The following is a 16,603-nucleotide window of genomic DNA, read 5'->3' as shown; positions in this document are numbered from 1 at the left end:
CACCACCATGATTGATATTCTCGATCGCATCATTGCAGTCAAGCGCGATGAGATCCGTGCCGCGCAGGCGAGTGCGCCTCTGGCAGAGTTGCAACTGAGCGCCCACGCGCGGCGCGGCGACCTACGCGACTTCGTTGCGGCGTTGCGTGCCAAGCACGCGCTCGGACAGCCGGCGATCATCGCCGAGGTGAAAAAGGCCAGCCCCTCCAAGGGCGTGTTGCGCGAAACCTTCGTGCCAGCCAACATTGCCTGCTCGTACGCGCAGCACGGCGCCGCATGCTTGTCGGTACTCACGGACGTGCAATTTTTCCAGGGCAGCGCGCGCTATCTCCAGCAGGCTCGCGACGCGTGCGCGCTGCCCGTGCTGCGCAAGGACTTCGTCATCGACCCGTACCAAGTGCTGGAGGCGCGTGCGATGGGTGCGGACTGCATCCTGCTGATCGCCGCCGCGCTGGAGCCGGCGCAGATGCGCGAGCTGGAAGCGTACGCACATTCGTTGGGGCTCGCGGTGCTGGTGGAAGTGCACAATGCGGACGAACTGGACGTGGCGCTGACGCTGAAGACACCGCTGATCGGCGTCAACAACCGCAACCTACGCACGTTCGCCGTTACACTGGACACTACACTTGGGCTTTTCGACAGCATTCCCGACGAGCGTATTGTGGTAACCGAGTCGGGAATCCTGACACGCGACGACGTGGACCGGATGCGTGCAGCCGGCGTTCATACCTTCCTGGTCGGTGAAGCGTTCATGCGCGCGGACAACCCCGGTGCCGCGCTCGGCGACATGTTTTTCGGACCGCAACGTCCATGACGACGATGAGCATTGAACGGGAAATCAAGCTTGCGCTGCCGGCGTCGAGCATCGAGTCCGCCCGCGCGCTGCTCGCCGAGCTGAGCGGACATGACGGCCAACCGGTCACACTCGCCAATCTCTACTTCGATACGCCCGACGGTGGGCTCGCCCGCGCCGGCGGTGCGTTGCGATTGCGACGCACGCCCGATGGCTGGCTGCAAACCTTCAAGTTTGGCGGCGGCGCGTCGGGCGGGGTGCACAGCCGCCATGAATGGGAAATGGCGGTGGCCGGCGAAGCGCTCGAACTCGACGCGCTGCTCGCCGCGTGCGGCGACGCGCAAGCGCGCGCGCTCATGCGCGACGCTGCGGCGACGCTCGTGCCACTATTTCGCACCGACTTCACGCGCACGCTATGGCCGCTTCACTGGACCGGCACCCCCATCGAAGCTGCGCTGGACATTGGCGAAGTGCAGGCCGACGTGAACGGCGCAATGCGGCGTGCGCCGATCTGCGAAATCGAACTTGAACTGAAGGATGCACCGAAGGCCAGTGCGCATGCGGCCCTCGACGCGCTCGCCGCCGTCATCAAGCAGCGCTTGCCGGGCACCACGTCCGAGGACGTCAGCAAGGCCGAACGAGGTTATCGGTTACGCAGCGGCCCGTAAACCATTCGTTGTTGCCAGGCAACTCACCCTTCTATCCGCCTTTATCGCGATCATGGCTTCCCGCATTAAACACTCCACCACTGCCGACGCTCGACAACCTTCGTTGTTTGACGATCCGCTGCCACCGCCGCGTGAGTGCTCGGCGACACCATCGTCCCGGTCGGCCTCCCCACTTGGCGCAGCGCTCACCCTCGAACAACAATTCGATAGCCTGCCACCGGCGTGGCGTGAACACCTGGCGCCGTTCATCGGCAGTCCGGCATACGCACGCCTGTGCGAGTTCGTCGACCAAGAGCGCAGCAGCGGCAAGACGGTTTATCCGACAGACGTGTTCCGCGCATTGCATCTGACGTCGCCGGACGACGTCAAGGTGGTCATCCTAGGTCAGGATCCCTATCATGGCGAGGACAACGGCGTGCCGCAGGCGCATGGACTGGCGTTTTCCGTGCCCCCCGGCGTCCAGCCTCCCCCGTCGTTACGCAATATTTTCAAGGAAATTGCCGCGACTTTCGACCATGCGGTGCCACGCCATGGCTGCCTGGATGACTGGGCCCGGCAAGGGGTGCTGCTGCTCAATACGGTATTGACCGTCGAGCGCAACCGGGCAGCCAGCCATGCGAAGCGTGGTTGGGAACAATGCACGGACACGCTGATCGAGCACCTTGCCACGCAGCACGAAGGCCTCGTGTTCATGCTGTGGGGCTCGCATGCGCAAGCCAAACGACCGTTACTGCACGGCCGCGGCCACCGGATCCTTGAAGCACCGCATCCGTCACCGCTGTCGGCGCACCGCGGCTTCCTCGGTTGCCGCCACTTCGCGCTCGCCAATGAGCATCTGCGCCAGGTTGGTCGCGAGCCGATCGATTGGCGCGTGCCGTGAGCCGATTGGAGCCTGCCCTGCGCCGCCTATCAGCCTGCCCGAAGCCGATTTGAGTCTGCCAGAAGCCGACCCCATTCGGGGCGTCGTTCCGTTGGCCACCCGGTCGGCAAGCGAAACGCCGCTCGTCCCTGGCAACGCCACGGCGACGTCATGCCCGCGCGCCGGCCGCTGCGCATCACACAGCGGCAATCGCCTCGCGTGCCGCCGCCAGGCCGCTTTGCTTGGATTGCTCACCGAGGTTCAGCCCTTCGGCGAAGATGAGCGTGACGTCGGTCAGGCCGATAAAAGCGAGGAACATTTTCAAATAAGGCGTCTGCAAGTCCGCCGGCGTGCCGAGGTACTTGCCACCGCGCGCGGTCACGACATACACCTTCTTGCCAGTGACCAGTCCTTGTGGACCCTCCGCCGTATAGCGGAAGGTCACGCCGGCACGCGCGACATGGTCGAAATACGCCTTCAACTGGCTGGAGATACCAAAGTTGTACATCGGCGCGCCGATGACAATGATGTCGGCCTCCTTCAACTCCGCCACCAAAGCGTCGCTGCGGGCGATGATCGCCTGCTGCTGCGCATTGCGCTGTTCTGCCGGCGTGAAGAAAGCGCCGAGTGCTGCTTCGTCCAGATGCGGCAAGCTGTCGGTCAACAGGTCCCGCACGACCAGCGTGGCATTCGGATGCGACTGTTGCAGTTTCGCCGTCAACTCATTGGCCAACAGCGTGGATTGCGCCTGCGTGCGCGCAGCGGAATTGATCTGGAGAATCGTAGTCATCTTGGGGCTCCGTCAGGTTCAGTTCGAGCGTCATACCGGTTCAGGAGCCATTCTAGTTTTTGGCACAGCGCGAAAAAGGGGGCTACGCGACACGGATTGTTGCGCTGGCGGAACAATCACCGGCCGGCATGCAACCACGCATCGCGCGCGCGCTTGGCCGGTGCGGAACTCGGCCGCGCCGTAAGCGTGTAATGTGCGACCTCCGGTGCATCGAGCTTGAGCCGTACGGTGCGCAACTCATCCCGACGAAACGCGTGCACCTGCACCACGTCGCCGGGCCGATAGCGGGCCAGCAGCGCATCGGGTCCGCCGCCGGGCACCCGCAACCCATCGATGGCCACCAACACGTCACCCGCGGACAAGCCGGCCTTTTGCGCCGCGCCACCGTCGGATACGCTCGCAAGCGTACAGTCACTGCCGGTACGCAAGCGCGCGCCCAACGACGGTTTGCCGTTCGTGTCGGCGGCAGCCAGTTCGACACCGAACGGCGCGAGCAGTGCGCTCAGCGGCAAGTCGCGCGTGCCGTTCACCGCATCACGAAAGAGCCGGCTGACGTCCGCGCCACTCGCCTCGGCAAACAACGCCGGGATATCGGCCGCCTCGACGCCGATTGGCCGCCCCGCGTAGAAATCGCGTCCGTAGCGTTGCCACAGCAGACGCATCACGTCATCGAGCGACTTGCGATGGCGCGTCTGTGCCCGAATCGACAAGTCAAACGCCAACGCGATCAGCGATCCCTTCGTGTAGTAGCTGACGATCGCATTGCCCGCGTTCTCATCCTGCCGGTAGTACTTGGTCCATGCATCGAACGAGCTTTCGGCCACGGTTTGACGCAATCTCCCGGCGCCACGCAGCACAGAGCCGATTGTCTTGCCCAACTGCGCAAGGTATTCGTCCTGTGAGATCAGCCCTGCTCGGACCAGCATGAGGTTTTCGTAGTACGACGTGAACCCCTCGAACAGCCAAAGCAGCGACGTATAGTTTTCCCGCGTCAGGTCGTACGGCGCAAACGCCGCCGGCTTGATCCGCTTCACGTTCCAGGTATGGAAATACTCGTGACTGCACAAGCCGAGATACGAGCGATAGCCATCCGTGGTCTGCGGCTTGCCCTTTGCCGGCAGATCAGCGCGCTTGCAGATCAGCGCGGTCGATGCGCGATGCTCGAGCCCACCGTATCCGTCGCCCACCGCCAACGTCATGAACACGTACCGGTCCATCGGCGCACGCTTCGTGCGGGGCTCAAACAGCGCAATCTGCGCTTCGCATATCCGCTTCAAGTCCGCGCACAGCCGCGGCATGTCCAGCGCGTGTACCCTGCCGGCGACCACGACGTCGTGCGGCACACGGTGCGCATCGAAGCGGGCCAGTTCGAACTCGCCGATCGTGACCGGATGGTCGATCAGTTCATCGTAATCCTGGGCGACGTACAAGCCGAAGGTGTAACGACGCGTGCCGCGCGCCTCGCGCAACGCGGTAGCGACCCGCCAGCCGCGATAGGCGTTGCCTTCAGGCCGCCGGATCTCCACCTCGCACGGCGACTGTTCGCGTCCGGCCACGGCCAGGAATACGCTGGTACCGTTGAAAAAACCGACCGACTCGTCCAGATGCGCGGCGCGCACCGACAGGTCCCACGCGTAGACCTCGTAGGTCAGCGTCAACGGACCGTCCACGGCGGCCGCACGCCATGTGTTCTTGTCCAGCTTGGCGACGGCGACCTTGCGGCCGGCCTGGTTCGTCGCTCTCAGCGTCACGATATTGCGTGCAAATTCGCGTACCAGATAACTGCCCGGTATCCAAACCGGCAACATAAACTGCTGGCCGTCCGGATCCGGATCCGCGACGGTCAATGTCACCTCGAACAAGTGGGCAGCCGGATGCTTCGGGACGATGGAATAACGAATCGGCTTCATCGGGATACACAGGTAGGCGCCGGCCTGCCGGCCGGACGAATCGGCGCTACGGACCGCCCAGCGGCGAACCGTCAATGCTGTGCAGACAGGGCCTTGTCGAGCTGCTCGGCCGGCACCGCGCCGGGGAGCCGGCGCCCATCGGCCAGGATGATCGTCGGCGTGCCGCTCACGTTCAACTTCTGACCCAGCGCCAGGTTTTTCTGCAGCGCGCTGGTGTCGCAATGGCCGGCCGCGCTCGGTGACTGATGATCGAGCATCCACGCCTGCCACGCCTTGGCGCGGTCCGCCGAACACCAGATCGCCTTCGCCTTCACGTCGGAGTCGGGCGAAAGCATTGGATACAGGAAGGTGTAGACGGTAATATTGTCGAATCCCTTCAACGTCGTCTCCAGCCGCTTGCAGTACCCGCAATTCGGATCAGAGAATACCGCGAGCTTGCGCGCACCATTACCCTTGACGACCTTGACGGCGTTGGCCAGGGGCAGACTCGCAAAATCGACCTTGTTCAACTCTTCGTTACGCGCCTGCGTCAAGTTCTTCCGCGTGCGAGTATCCACCAGGTCGCCCAACACCAGGTAATCGGCATTGGCGTCGCTATAGACGATTTCCTTGCCGAGATTGACCTCGTACAGCCCGGCGATCGGCGTCTTGGCCACGCCTTTGACGCTCGTGTCGGAGCCTAGCCGCTTCTGCACCGCGGCCTTCACGCTGTCCAGGTTCGGATCGGCGAATGCGGGATAGCTGGCCAACGCGGCGGCGGCCAGCAGCGCACCGGCCACCGAGGTCAGCGCGATCGTGCGAATTCGAAATGTCATCGTGGTTCCTTGTTTGATTGAGCGCACACACGTCAGCCGAGCGCGGCCGACACCAGCCAGCGCTTCATCAATGGCTGCGCGCCGACCATCGCCATCCCGACATTGCGGATGCCGCGGGCTAGCCCGCCCGGCAGCGCAAACAACCGCTGCAGCCCATCGGTCGCAATGGTCAACTTCTGAATATCCTCACGGCGCGAACGCTCGTAACGTCTAAGCAGTGTCAGATCGCCGAGATCACGAAACGGTTCCTTTCGGTTCACCGTGTCTAGCAGCGCAGCGACATCACGCAGTCCGAGGTTGACCCCTTGCCCCGCGAGCGGGTGAATCAGGTGAGCCGCATCGCCGACGAGCGCCACGCGCGGCGCAATCAGCCGATCCACCGTCTGCAGCGCAAGCGGGAAGCCTTGCGCGGGGGTCACGCCTTCGAGCGTGCCCACCTGACGCGAACTGGCACCGCCTGTGGCTGCCTCGATCCGTTCGGCCAGCGCGGCCAGGTCCAGTTTCAGCAACGCGTCCGCGTGCTCGGTGCAGGCGGACCAGACCAGCGACACGTGCGAGTCCGGCAACGGCAGCAACGCGAGGATCTCGCCGTCGATGAACCACTGAAATGCGGTTTCGTGATGCGGCTTGCTGCACCGGAAGTTCGCCACGACACCCGTTTGCCGATAGTCGCGCCGTTTCACCTTCGCGCCGACCTGCTCCCGCACCCAGGAGTGCGCGCCATCCGCGCCGACGACCAGGTCGGCAGACAACACCCGCGCATCGTCCAGCGTCACGCTGACGGCTTCCGGGTAATGTTGCAGCGCCTGTGCCCGCGATTCGCACCAGGTCAGTAGCGGCTGGAACTGCAATGCGGCGTCGAGCGCGCGTTCGATCAAGCTTGATTCGACGATCCACGCCAGTTGCGGAACCGCCGCCTGAAATGCCGAAAAATGCAGTTGTGCGTGCGCATCGCCGAACACACGCATGTCGTACACCGGGCATAACCGCGCCGGGTCAAGGGCTTGCCAGACCCGCAGCCGCTCCAGCAACGCTTGTGAACTGGACGACAGCGCATAGATACGCGCATCGAACCGATGTTCGCTTTGCGCGGGCGCACGCTGCGCGAGCAACGCCACGCGCAGGCCGGCCTGGGTCAGCGCGAGCGCGGCGGCCTTGCCGACCAGCCCGCCGCCGATCACGATGACCTGATGGTTCGATTGTGCGGAATTCATCGGCACATTATAGCGGCCGGGGCCGGCGAACTTCGGGCTGAGATGCTGCGCGCAAGGCCGCATTCCGTTCAGCAGACAGGTACGCGGTTGCACCGGACAACATCGAGCGTGGAACGCCCGTCCAGCACACAAGTACAGGGCACGTAATGTATTAACCGACAAAGGCAAGTCACACCTTACGATGCGCATTTTGAATTAACCACTCCGTCGTCCATTGCACGAAGCCTCATCCGTCCGAGAATATGCCGATTATGGCGGATTATTAAAACATGCTAAACCAATGATTGTTCCGCTTCGTTTAAGCTCTCCCGGGATCGCGCAATTGGCATCCCGCCCGAAGCAAAATCGTTAAGGTGCAAACTCCAATTAATCATGCTGGTTGACGATATGCAAGTAAATAATGCCCTCGCGGATCGGCACATGACGCAACGCGCCGCATCAAGTCAGGCAAGCGATAACCCATTTAGCGCAGAAGACCACAATCCATTTAGAGGTGCTGCCCTGCAGGCACAGCGTCCAACCTCACCACGGAAACCCGTCACTCTTGAGCAGTTTTACCAATTGGCGCTTGGGAAGGTCTCCCAGGAACGTGATACATTATCCTTTCAGCCGGCTAGTCTCAGGAAAGTGCCCAGCTTTTCGAATTTAGAAGAAGCCAAAGAAAAGGGCGACAAGTTTCTGCAAGCATTGAAAAATCCGCATGCCAATCCGCTCGGCAAAAATAAGCTGAGCGCCCAGCGTCAGGACCGGGAACAAAACGACGAGCGGCCCCGGACACCGGAGCGCCGCTCTGCGCAGTACAATACCGATGCATCGCGCTACGCGGCGCAAGTGCGAGCCTCCCTGTCAGCAGATTGCCCGGTGGCTCAGCCTACCCATAGTGCGGCGTCGCAGACGAGCCAACCGGAGAAGCAAAGTCCCGGATCAACACCGCCCCAAGCCCATCGCTCTTCGATAAACGAGATTTGGGACGACGAACTCAATAAGAGCATACTGCAGGCTAAAGCATGGTTGGAAGATCAATTCAAAGATGTGGATCCCGCAGCGAGTGATGCACACAGCCAAAAGCAGTCGCAGGTAAATCAGGGGATAACCAAGGCAACCGACACGCAAACGGAATTAATAAACGATCACGGCCTTCCATCGCCTGTTAAGCCATTTGCACATAATGTCACTGGCTCGTCGGAAGCTATTGATCAGCAAAGCCAATTTGCAGCAAAGCCAAACATCCTTAAACGAGTCAAGAGCTTTTTCAAGAAAAGAAATAAAACCGATTCCGCGAATGCAGATATTGAAACCGGCATACACCGTCCGACGCGGCAAGATACGGCGACTACCGACAGTACGGGGAGGAGTAAGCGCTCATTCGCCAGCATCGCGGCCAGCGTGAAAAGCTTCAGCTCACGTGTCAGTCGGCGTCTGCGCAAGACGCGTCATCCAGTCGGCGCGTGATGCGCCGGACGGCGACGAGAGGCTCAGCCCGGACAGCGCTATGCGTCGCGCATCTCGTCACCGGCGCGCTTGGCGCACAAGCGCGCTAGTCGCCTCATTTGAACTCATGTTTCCGCTCGGAGCAGCCGCGCGACAGGGGGCGGCGGCGTCCGAAAGCGTTACAATCTCCGTTTTCCGGCCAAGTAGGGACAAAAAATCGCGTCCCTACACCGTGTTGGTTGGTCTCGTCCTCGACTCTTCGCAGTTGCCCGGCGTGGAGCCAGTCGCGACAAAGCACACGCACTGACGCGCCAAACGCTGATTCGTAAAGGTTTTCCATGAGCCTCAAATGCGGCATCGTCGGCTTGCCCAACGTCGGCAAGTCCACTCTCTTCAACGCGCTGACTAAGGCGGGCATCGCCGCCGAGAACTATCCGTTTTGCACGATCGAGCCGAATGTCGGCGTGGTCGAGGTGCCAGATCCGCGGCTCGCCGCTTTGGCACAGATCGTCAAACCCGAACGCGTGCTGCCGGCAGTCGTCGAGTTCGTCGATATTGCTGGGCTCGTCGCGGGTGCGAGCAAGGGCGAAGGCCTAGGTAACCAGTTCCTCGCCAACATCCGCGAGACGGATGCGATCACGCACGTGGTGCGCTGCTTTGACGACGACAACGTGATTCACGTCTCCGGCAAGGTGGACCCGCTCGCGGACATCGAAGTAATCCATACTGAGTTGGCGCTGGCCGACCTGGCGACCGTCGAGAAGGCACTCGCACGCTATTCGAAAGCGGCAAAATCGGGCAATGACAAGGAGGCGGTCAAGCTAGCCGCCGTGTTGAACAAGGTGCGCGCACAACTGGACCAGGTACGCCCGGTCCGTGCGATGGATTTGTCCGACGACGAACGTGCGTTGATCAAGCCGTTCTGCCTGATTACTGCGAAGCCGACGATGTACGTGGCCAACGTACGGGAGGACGGTTTTGAGAACAATCCGTACCTCGATGCGGTGCGTGGCTACGCCGCGAAGGAAGGCTCGCCGGTCGTCGCCGTGTGCGCCGCCATCGAGGCGGAAATCGCCGAGTTGCCCGACGATGAAAAGGGCATTTTCCTGTCCGACATGGGCATGGACGAGCCTGGGCTGAACCGCGTGATCCGAGCAGGCTTCAAGCTGCTGGGACTGCAAACGTACTTCACTGCCGGCGTCAAGGAAGTGCGCGCGTGGACCATCCACGTCGGCGATACGGCGCCGCAAGCGGCCGGTGTCATCCATACGGATTTCGAGCGCGGCTTCATCCGCGCTCAGACGATTTCGTACGATGACTATATTGCCTACAAAGGTGAGCAAGGCGCGAAGGAAGCGGGCAAGATGCGCGCCGAGGGCAAGGAGTACGTGGTCCAGGATGGGGATGTGATGAACTTCTTGTTCAACGTCTAACTGTTCAACGTTTAACGCGCTGTTGCCGGCGCACGGTCCAGTAGCGCTGCTTTCACAACACCATACCGCTGGCCGGACGCCGGCCACGCCGCCGGCATCCTCGAACATCCGCCATGCCAGGGCCCGCCCATGGCGGGCACACGCGAGCGGAACGGTCCCCTCGTCAATTGCGGGATGTCTGCGACTCGCGTCGTCACTCACGCATCGCCACTTCCGCTGTCACCGCATTACCCAACATTGCGCCGCGAATCGCCCGCGGCCATGTCCGTGCATTGCGACCGCCCCCGCCGCTACTCAGGCAACGGCAACGACAAATCGGCATCCAGCACGCCAGCGGCCGTGGGCTGCCGGCGCTCCCCAGCCGCACCCATGGCGTCCCATCCCCGCGTCAATTCCAGCGCCTGGCACTCGAACAACCGTCGGTAGAAGCCGCCTTCCACGCGAATCAATTCATCGTGGCCGCCTTCCTCGACGATGCGCCCCTTATTCATTACGAGCAGCCGGTCCAATGCTCGGACCGTCGATAACCGGTGCGCGACGACCAGCGTCGTGCGCCCAATCATCAGTCGCTCCATCGCCCGCTGGATCAACACTTCGCTCTCGCTGTCCAGGCTGGAGGTCGCCTCATCGAGGATCAGGATCGGCGCATCGGCAAGGAAGGCACGGGCAATCGCCACCCGCTGGCGCTCGCCGCCGGACAGTTTGACACCCCGCTCGCCGACCAACGTCTCGTAGCCGTCGGGCAGCGCGGTGATGAAGTCGTGGGCGCTGGCCAGCTTCGCCGCACGCTCGATTTGCGCGCGGCTTGCGCCGGGCTTCGCATACGCGATGTTTTCGGCCAGCGAGCGATGAAGCAGCAGGGGCTCCTGCTGCACGATCGCGATCTGGCTGCGCAGCGACGCCTGCTGGACGTTGGCGATATTCTGCCCGTCGATCGTGATCCGCCCACCGCTTACGTCATGCAGCCGCTGGATCAGCTTAATAAACGTCGTCTTGCCCGAGCCTGAATGGCCAACCAAACCGACACGCTCGCCGGGGGTGATGCGCACAGAGAAATTTTCGTACAGCGGTGTCGCGTGAGTGCCGTAGCGGAACGTCACATGCTCGAAGCGGATCTCGCCCCGGCGAATCACGATACGCGCCGCGCCCGGTTTGTCGTCGATACCCAAGGGCTGCGCCTGCAACGACACCAGTTCCTCCATGTCGTTGACTGAACGCTGCAGGTTGCGGATGTGCATGCCCACGTCGCGCAGATACCCCTGCAACATGAAGAACATGGTCAGCGCAAAGGTGATATCGCCCACGCTAGCCAAGTCGCGAACCCACAGCAGTAGAGCCGCGCCGAGAATCGCAGCCTGCATTGCAACTAGCATGCCGCCCTGCACCCCACCGTTGAGCGTACCGCGGATCCAAGTACGGCGCGTGCGTTGTCGCCACTTGCCGATCACACGGGCAAGGCGCGCGTCCTCGCGCTGTTCAGCGCCGAACGCCTTCACCACGGCATTGCAGCTAACCGCGTCGGCCAACGCGCCGCCCATCCGCGTGTCCCACGCATTACCCAGCCGCGCGGCCGGGGCCACGTAGCCAAGCGATAGCACCAGGGTGACCGCGACATACACGATCGATCCGATGCCGACCACGATGCCCATCACCGGCCACTGCACGCCAAGCAGCACGGTGGCGCCGACGAGCATCACCAGCGACGGCAACAACGCGATCAGCAACGTGTCGTTGAGCAGGTCCAGTGCCCACATGCCGCGCGTGATCTTGCGCACCGTCGAGCCGGCAAAGCTGTTCGCATGCCAGTCGACAGAGAAACGCTGCACGCGATAGAACGCGCTGGATGCAATCTCGCTCATCATCTTTAGCGTGAGCGCGATGATGTTCAGGAAACCGAACTGGCGCATTAACATGCCACCCAACCCCAGCGTCGCAAGGACCCAGAAGGCCGAAACCGCCGCGCCCCACGCGGCCTGCTTGCTCACGGCACCGCTCGCGCCGGTGGCAAGCGCGTCGATCAGGCGTCCCGCATAAAGCGGCGTCAGCACATCGGTGAGCGCCGACAGCCACGCCAGTGATGTGATCGCCGCGATCCGCCAGGGCTGCTTGCCCCAATGCGAAAAGGTGAAACCGAGGACAGCCTTGAAGGCTTGTCCGCCAAAGTCGATTTTTTTTCGAGCCATTTGCAACCGCCCACGACTCACTGGTCGCGGGACTGTCCCAAAAGAGAAACAGAAACGGACAGACGATGCGGGCCGGATAAAACCGGCGACAAGCAGCGGATCTGTCGGGAAACCGCGCGGGTACTCGGCAGCCCGCGCCGGCAGTGACCTAACGGTGCTGTGGCGCCACGCGTGGGACGGCGATTTGCGGTATCAACATCACTGCGCCTCCCTCGGTGTCGTTGGGTCGGAAAAGAAAAGTGGAGCATGCCTGAAACCGGATCGTAGCAGCAGCGCAATGCAACTGCAAACTACGGCAATTCAGCATGCGGTGGCCACGAGCGGGCGGTGTCGCGCCGCAGCGCATCCCATGGCCGTATCCTGCCGCATCGTAGCGGCGCATAGCCCCTCGCCTTCGGGCGCACCCCGCCTTGTTCTATAGCACCGCTCGCACGTTGGCTAAGCCACCCCACTGCCGAAGTGCGCCGCCATCGGCGCCCGGAGCCGTACAATGAGGGTTTTGGGCAGCCGCGCATGCGCTTTGCGCCCGCGCCAAGCTGCCCCTCCTCCAGCTTCGTCTCCGTTACGCAAACTCGATGGCTCAATACGTCTTTACCATGAACCGGGTCGGCAAGATCGTGCCGCCCAAGCGACATATCCTGAAGGACATTTCGCTGTCGTTCTTTCCCGGCGCGAAGATCGGCGTGCTCGGCCTAAACGGCTCGGGCAAATCAACCTTGCTGAAAATCATGGCCGGATTGGACAAGGACATCGAGGGTGAGGCCACGCCGATGTCCAACATCCAGATCGGCTACCTGCCACAGGAACCGCAACTCAACCCGCAGCACACGGTCAAACAAGCGGTCGAAGAAGGCCTCGGCGAGCTGTTCCACGCGCAGCAGCGGCTTGATGCCATCTACGCGGCCTATGCTGAGCCGGACGCCGACTTCGACGCGCTGGCCACCGAACAGGCGAAGTACGAGGCGATCCTGGCCACCGCCGAAGGGGGTAGCGCCGAGCAGCAACTCGAGGTAGCCGCCGACGCGCTGCGACTGCCGCCCTGGGACGCCCAGATCGAGCACTTGTCCGGCGGCGAAAAACGCCGTGTTGCGCTGTGCAAGCTGCTGTTGCAAAAGCCCGACATGCTGCTGCTCGATGAGCCGACGAACCACCTCGACGCGGAATCGGTCGAGTGGCTCGAACAGTTCTTGGTGCGCTTCCCGGGCACGGTCGTGGCCGTCACGCACGATCGCTACTTTCTGGATAACGCAGCACAGTGGATTCTGGAGCTAGATCGGGGCCACGGCATCCCGTGGAAAGGCAATTACAGCAGTTGGCTGGACCAGAAGGAAACCCGCCTAAAGCAGGAAGAAGCGGCGGAGTCCGCTCGTCAGAAGGCGATCCACAAGGAACTGGAGTGGGTACGCCAAAACCCGAAGGGCCGCCAGGCCAAGTCCAAGGCGCGTATTGCCCGCTTTGAGGAACTGAACAGCGTCGAATACCAGAAGCGCAACGAAACACAGGAAATCTTCATCCCGGTGGGTGAGCGTCTCGGCAACGAAGTCATCGAGTTCCAGAACGTCAGCAAAAGCTTCGGCGACCGCCTGCTGATCGACAATCTGAGCTTTTCGGTACCGCCCGGCGCGATCGTTGGCATCATCGGGCCGAACGGTGCGGGCAAGTCGACGCTGTTCCGGATGATTACGGGCCGCGAGCAACCGGACGGCGGCACCGTCAAGCTCGGCCCCACGGTCAAGCTCGCCTACGTGGATCAAAGCCGTGATGCGCTGGCCGCCGACAAGACGGTGTTCGAGGAGATTTCCGGCGGCGCGGACGTGCTGACGGTCGGCCGCTACGAAACGCCGTCGCGCGCATACATCGGCCGCTTCAATTTCCGCGGCGCCGACCAACAAAAGCAGGTTGGGAACCTGTCGGGGGGCGAACGCGGACGGCTGCACATGGCCAAGACGCTGATCGCCGGGGGCAACGTGCTGTTGCTGGACGAACCATCAAACGACCTGGACGTCGAAACGTTGCGTGCGCTTGAGGATGCGCTGCTCGAATTCGCGGGATCGGTGATGGTGATTTCGCACGATCGCTGGTTCCTGGACCGAATTGCCACGCACATCCTCGCGTTCGAAGGCGAATCGCAGGTGGTGTTTTTCAATGGCAACTACCAGGAATATGAAGCCGACAAGCGGGCGCGGCTCGGCGACGAGGCAGCCGCACCGAAGCGGCTGCGGTACAAGCCGATCACGCGTTGACATTAGGTTGCGGGCCGCTTGTGCGGCCCAGCCGGCAGCCCCAGTAGCCAGTTGGCGCAGAGTCAGATTGCCGCGGTACGGGTCTCAAGCCACGCCTTCGCGTCGCCGCACAGATGCTGGCCGACCCGCTCGCGCACTTGCGCGTGATAGGCGTTAAGCCAGACCACTTCGTCTTCACGCAGCAACGAGCGCTCGATGCAGCGGGTATCGATCGGGCACAGTGTCAGCGTCTCGAAGCAGAGGAATTCGCCGAACTCAGTCGTGCGCGCCGGCTGGCTCAACAGCAGGTTTTCGATGCGGATGCCCCACTGGCCGGGACGGTAGATACCAGGCTCGTTCGAGGTGATCATGCCTTTTTCCATCGCCGTGTAGGACTCGGCCGGCGCATAGTGCGAAATCACCTGCGGTCCTTCATGCACGTTCAGGAAGTAGCCGACCCCATGGCCCGTGCCGTGCCCAAAGTCCATGCATGCGTCCCAAATCGGCGCCCGTGCTATCGCGTCCAGCATCGGCGAGCGCACACCACGTGGAAACGTCGTGCGCGACAACGCAATCATCCCCTTGAGCACCCGTGTGAAATCGCGCCGCTGCTCGGCGCTGGTCCGGCCCACCGGCACGACGCGTGTGATATCGGTGGTGCCGCCCAGATACTGACCGCCGGAGTCGATCAACAGCAGACCGTCGCCCTCGATCAGCGCATGCGACTGCGGCGTCGCACGATAGTGCGGCATCGCGCCATGGGCGTTGAACGCGGCGATCGTCGGAAAGCTGAGGGACACGAAGCCGGAGCGGCGTGCTCGCGCGGCGGTGAGCTTTTCGTCGATCGTCAACTCAGTGATGCGCTCACGCCCGAGCGCCTGTTCGAACCACGCGAAGCATTCCGCGAGCGCGGCGCCATCCTGCTCCATCGTCGCGCGCACATGGACAGCTTCCGCTTCCGTCTTGCGCGACTTGGCAAAGGTCGACGGATTCACCACCTCGACGAGTTTCACACCAGGCTGCACAGCTTGCATCAGCCCATACGTGACGCGGCGTGGATCGATCAACAGCGTGCTGCCCGGCTCGATCGCAGCCAGCGCCGCCGGCGCGTCCCGGTACGGGGCAACGCGCACGCCGTCCTGCGCCAGCCGCTCACGCAACACCGCGTCAATCTTGCCGTCGGCCACGTACAGCGTCGCGTGCTGCGGCCCAATCAACGCGTGCGCGACAAATACCGGGTTGTAGCTCACGTCGGCGCCACGCAGGTTAAAAATCCATGCGATGTCATCCAGCGTGGAGACGAAATGCCAGTGCGCACCCTTGTCGCGCATCGCGCTGCGCATCTGCTCGAGCTTTTGCGCGCGGGCCACAGGTGCGTAAGAGGGATCGTGCTCGTACACCGGCGTCTCAGGCAGTGTCGGCCGGCCATCCCAGATCAGCTCGAGCAGGTCCACGTCGGCGCGCAGTTGCACACCCGCTGCCTGCAGCGCGTCTTGCAGCACACGCGCAGCGGCCAGGCCCAGCGTGCTGCCATCCACGCCAACCTGCGCACCGGGTTCCAGGTGCGAGGCGAGCCAGTCCACATGGGGCTGCGCCTGTCCAGCCTGAATCTTCATCAGCTCGATGCCGCTGTCGGCCAGTTCCGCGGCAGCCTGCACCCAGTAGCGGCTGTCGGTCCACAGTCCCGCCAAGTACGGCGTCACGACTAACAGACCAGCCGAGCCGGTAAAGCCGGACAGCCACGCACGGCCCTGCCAGCGTTGCGGCAAGTACTCGGACAAGTGCGGATCGGCGGACGGCACGATATACGCGGCCAAATCGGCACGCTTCATCGCATTGCGCAGCCGCGCCAGCCGCTCCGGGAAAGAGACCGCCTGAGCGGCGTCGGGTTGTCGGGTGTTCATTGAGTTCATCGGCGAAAAGGATGGGAGCCAAGCGAGACGGTCACGGCCGTCATCGCGCCGAGCACGCACAGCGACCATTCGAGCACCTCGCCATCCTCGAATAGCCCGCTCGCGTTGCCGGCCAGTTTAACCGCACCGGCGGCCAACGCGCCGACGATAAGCGTGGGCAGTGCCGCTGCGCGGCGTGCCGGATGGCGCCACCAGCCGAAGCCGCCAATCGCGGCGCCCAGCAGCAAGGTGCCGATCCAGCCCATCAGCGCAGTGTGCCCAGTATCGTGGAGACCGTTAATAGCAAGCGACTCGCGAGTCGCTTAGGCGGCTAACCATCAGGAACAGGTTTCCATGGTAGCGCATAGCGAATAGTGCTTGAAAATACGTTCT

The 16,603-nt window shown here is 62.7% G+C and carries 13 protein-coding genes; 6 read left to right on the top strand and 7 right to left on the bottom strand.

Translation table 11 applies throughout. From position 1 onward, the window contains the following. Positions 1-7: 7 nt before the first annotated feature. The 3 genes from trpC to KQH60_RS05180 are packed head-to-tail and all read left to right on the top strand — an operon-like array spanning position 8 to position 2,341. The gene (trpC, locus tag KQH60_RS05190) at positions 8-814 is read left to right on the top strand and encodes an indole-3-glycerol phosphate synthase TrpC (RefSeq protein WP_237575483.1); all 807 of its coding nucleotides are present in this window, start codon (positions 8-10) and stop codon (positions 812-814) included. 5 nt (positions 815-819) lie between these two features. Next, a complete protein-coding gene (locus KQH60_RS05185) occupies positions 820-1,461 on the top strand; it encodes a CYTH domain-containing protein (protein ID WP_237575501.1) in 642 nt (213 codons plus the stop codon). 52 nt (positions 1,462-1,513) lie between these two features. Beyond that, on the top strand, positions 1,514-2,341 hold the full coding sequence (locus KQH60_RS05180; RefSeq protein WP_237575482.1) for a uracil-DNA glycosylase: 828 nt from the start codon (positions 1,514-1,516) through the stop codon (positions 2,339-2,341). 175 nt (positions 2,342-2,516) lie between these two features. On the opposite strand, the gene KQH60_RS05175 is transcribed toward KQH60_RS05180, so the two are convergent. The 4 genes from KQH60_RS05175 to KQH60_RS05160 all read right to left on the bottom strand — a co-directional run bounded on the left by KQH60_RS05175 (position 2,517) and on the right by KQH60_RS05160 (position 7,049). Beyond that, positions 2,517-3,110: an FMN-dependent NADH-azoreductase gene (locus KQH60_RS05175; protein ID WP_237575481.1), complete on the bottom strand. Its 594-nt coding sequence runs from the start codon at positions 3,108-3,110 to the stop codon at positions 2,517-2,519. 116 nt (positions 3,111-3,226) lie between these two features. Next, positions 3,227-5,020 carry a M61 family metallopeptidase gene (locus KQH60_RS05170; protein ID WP_237575480.1) on the bottom strand — a complete coding sequence of 598 codons (1,794 nt, stop codon included), beginning with the start codon at positions 5,018-5,020 and terminating at the stop codon, positions 3,227-3,229. A gap of 71 nt (positions 5,021-5,091) precedes the next feature. Then, a complete protein-coding gene (locus KQH60_RS05165; protein WP_237575479.1) occupies positions 5,092-5,835 on the bottom strand; it encodes a DsbC family protein in 744 nt (247 codons plus the stop codon). A 32-nt stretch (positions 5,836-5,867) separates the two neighbouring features. After that, a complete protein-coding gene (locus KQH60_RS05160; protein WP_237575478.1) occupies positions 5,868-7,049 on the bottom strand; it encodes a UbiH/UbiF family hydroxylase in 1,182 nt (393 codons plus the stop codon). A 372-nt stretch (positions 7,050-7,421) separates the two neighbouring features. On the opposite strand from KQH60_RS05160, the gene KQH60_RS05155 reads away from it, so the two are divergent. Beyond that, positions 7,422-8,501 carry a hypothetical protein gene (locus KQH60_RS05155; RefSeq protein WP_237575477.1) on the top strand — a complete coding sequence of 360 codons (1,080 nt, stop codon included), beginning with the start codon at positions 7,422-7,424 and terminating at the stop codon, positions 8,499-8,501. 317 nt (positions 8,502-8,818) lie between these two features. After that, complete coding sequence (gene ychF, locus KQH60_RS05150; RefSeq protein ID WP_237575476.1) at positions 8,819-9,913, top strand: redox-regulated ATPase YchF; 1,095 nt, start codon at positions 8,819-8,821, stop codon at positions 9,911-9,913. 290 nt (positions 9,914-10,203) lie between these two features. Here ychF and KQH60_RS05145 read toward each other — a convergent pair whose 3' ends face one another. Next, the gene (locus KQH60_RS05145) at positions 10,204-12,096 is read right to left on the bottom strand and encodes an ABC transporter ATP-binding protein (protein ID WP_237575475.1); all 1,893 of its coding nucleotides are present in this window, start codon (positions 12,094-12,096) and stop codon (positions 10,204-10,206) included. A gap of 575 nt (positions 12,097-12,671) precedes the next feature. Here KQH60_RS05145 and ettA point away from each other — a divergent pair. After that, on the top strand, positions 12,672-14,339 hold the full coding sequence (gene ettA / locus KQH60_RS05140; protein WP_237575474.1) for an energy-dependent translational throttle protein EttA: 1,668 nt from the start codon (positions 12,672-12,674) through the stop codon (positions 14,337-14,339). A 62-nt stretch (positions 14,340-14,401) separates the two neighbouring features. Here the strand turns inward: ettA and KQH60_RS05135 are convergent, their stop codons facing one another. Both KQH60_RS05135 and KQH60_RS05130 read right to left on the bottom strand, forming a co-directional pair. Continuing rightward, entirely contained in the window at positions 14,402-16,222 is a 1,821-nt protein-coding gene (locus tag KQH60_RS05135; protein WP_237575473.1) for an aminopeptidase P family protein, read from the bottom strand. A gap of 5 nt (positions 16,223-16,227) precedes the next feature. Further along, positions 16,228-16,476 carry a hypothetical protein gene (locus KQH60_RS05130; protein ID WP_237575472.1) on the bottom strand — a complete coding sequence of 83 codons (249 nt, stop codon included), beginning with the start codon at positions 16,474-16,476 and terminating at the stop codon, positions 16,228-16,230. Between the last annotated feature and the right edge of the window lie 127 nt (positions 16,477-16,603).

Source organism: Mycetohabitans sp. B8, assembly GCF_021991875.1.
Classification (GTDB): Bacteria; Pseudomonadota; Gammaproteobacteria; order Burkholderiales; family Burkholderiaceae; genus Mycetohabitans.
The sequence above is the reverse complement of the archived record's forward strand: the minus strand, read 5'-3'. Positions and strand labels throughout refer to the sequence as shown.

Coding starts and splice junctions, on each gene's coding strand:
- trpC (WP_237575483.1), top strand. CDS start 8: ATGATTGATATTCTCGATCGCATCATTGCAGTCAAGCGCGATGAGATC.
- KQH60_RS05185 (WP_237575501.1), top strand. CDS start 820: ATGAGCATTGAACGGGAAATCAAGCTTGCGCTGCCGGCGTCGAGCATC.
- KQH60_RS05180 (WP_237575482.1), top strand. CDS start 1,514: ATGGCTTCCCGCATTAAACACTCCACCACTGCCGACGCTCGACAACCT.
- KQH60_RS05175 (WP_237575481.1), bottom strand. CDS start 3,110: ATGACTACGATTCTCCAGATCAATTCCGCTGCGCGCACGCAGGCGCAA.
- KQH60_RS05170 (WP_237575480.1), bottom strand. CDS start 5,020: ATGAAGCCGATTCGTTATTCCATCGTCCCGAAGCATCCGGCTGCCCAC.
- KQH60_RS05165 (WP_237575479.1), bottom strand. CDS start 5,835: ATGACATTTCGAATTCGCACGATCGCGCTGACCTCGGTGGCCGGTGCG.
- KQH60_RS05160 (WP_237575478.1), bottom strand. CDS start 7,049: ATGAATTCCGCACAATCGAACCATCAGGTCATCGTGATCGGCGGCGGG.
- KQH60_RS05155 (WP_237575477.1), top strand. CDS start 7,422: ATGCTGGTTGACGATATGCAAGTAAATAATGCCCTCGCGGATCGGCAC.
- ychF (WP_237575476.1), top strand. CDS start 8,819: ATGAGCCTCAAATGCGGCATCGTCGGCTTGCCCAACGTCGGCAAGTCC.
- KQH60_RS05145 (WP_237575475.1), bottom strand. CDS start 12,096: ATGGCTCGAAAAAAAATCGACTTTGGCGGACAAGCCTTCAAGGCTGTC.
- ettA (WP_237575474.1), top strand. CDS start 12,672: ATGGCTCAATACGTCTTTACCATGAACCGGGTCGGCAAGATCGTGCCG.
- KQH60_RS05135 (WP_237575473.1), bottom strand. CDS start 16,222: ATGAACACCCGACAACCCGACGCCGCTCAGGCGGTCTCTTTCCCGGAG.
- KQH60_RS05130 (WP_237575472.1), bottom strand. CDS start 16,476: ATGGGCTGGATCGGCACCTTGCTGCTGGGCGCCGCGATTGGCGGCTTC.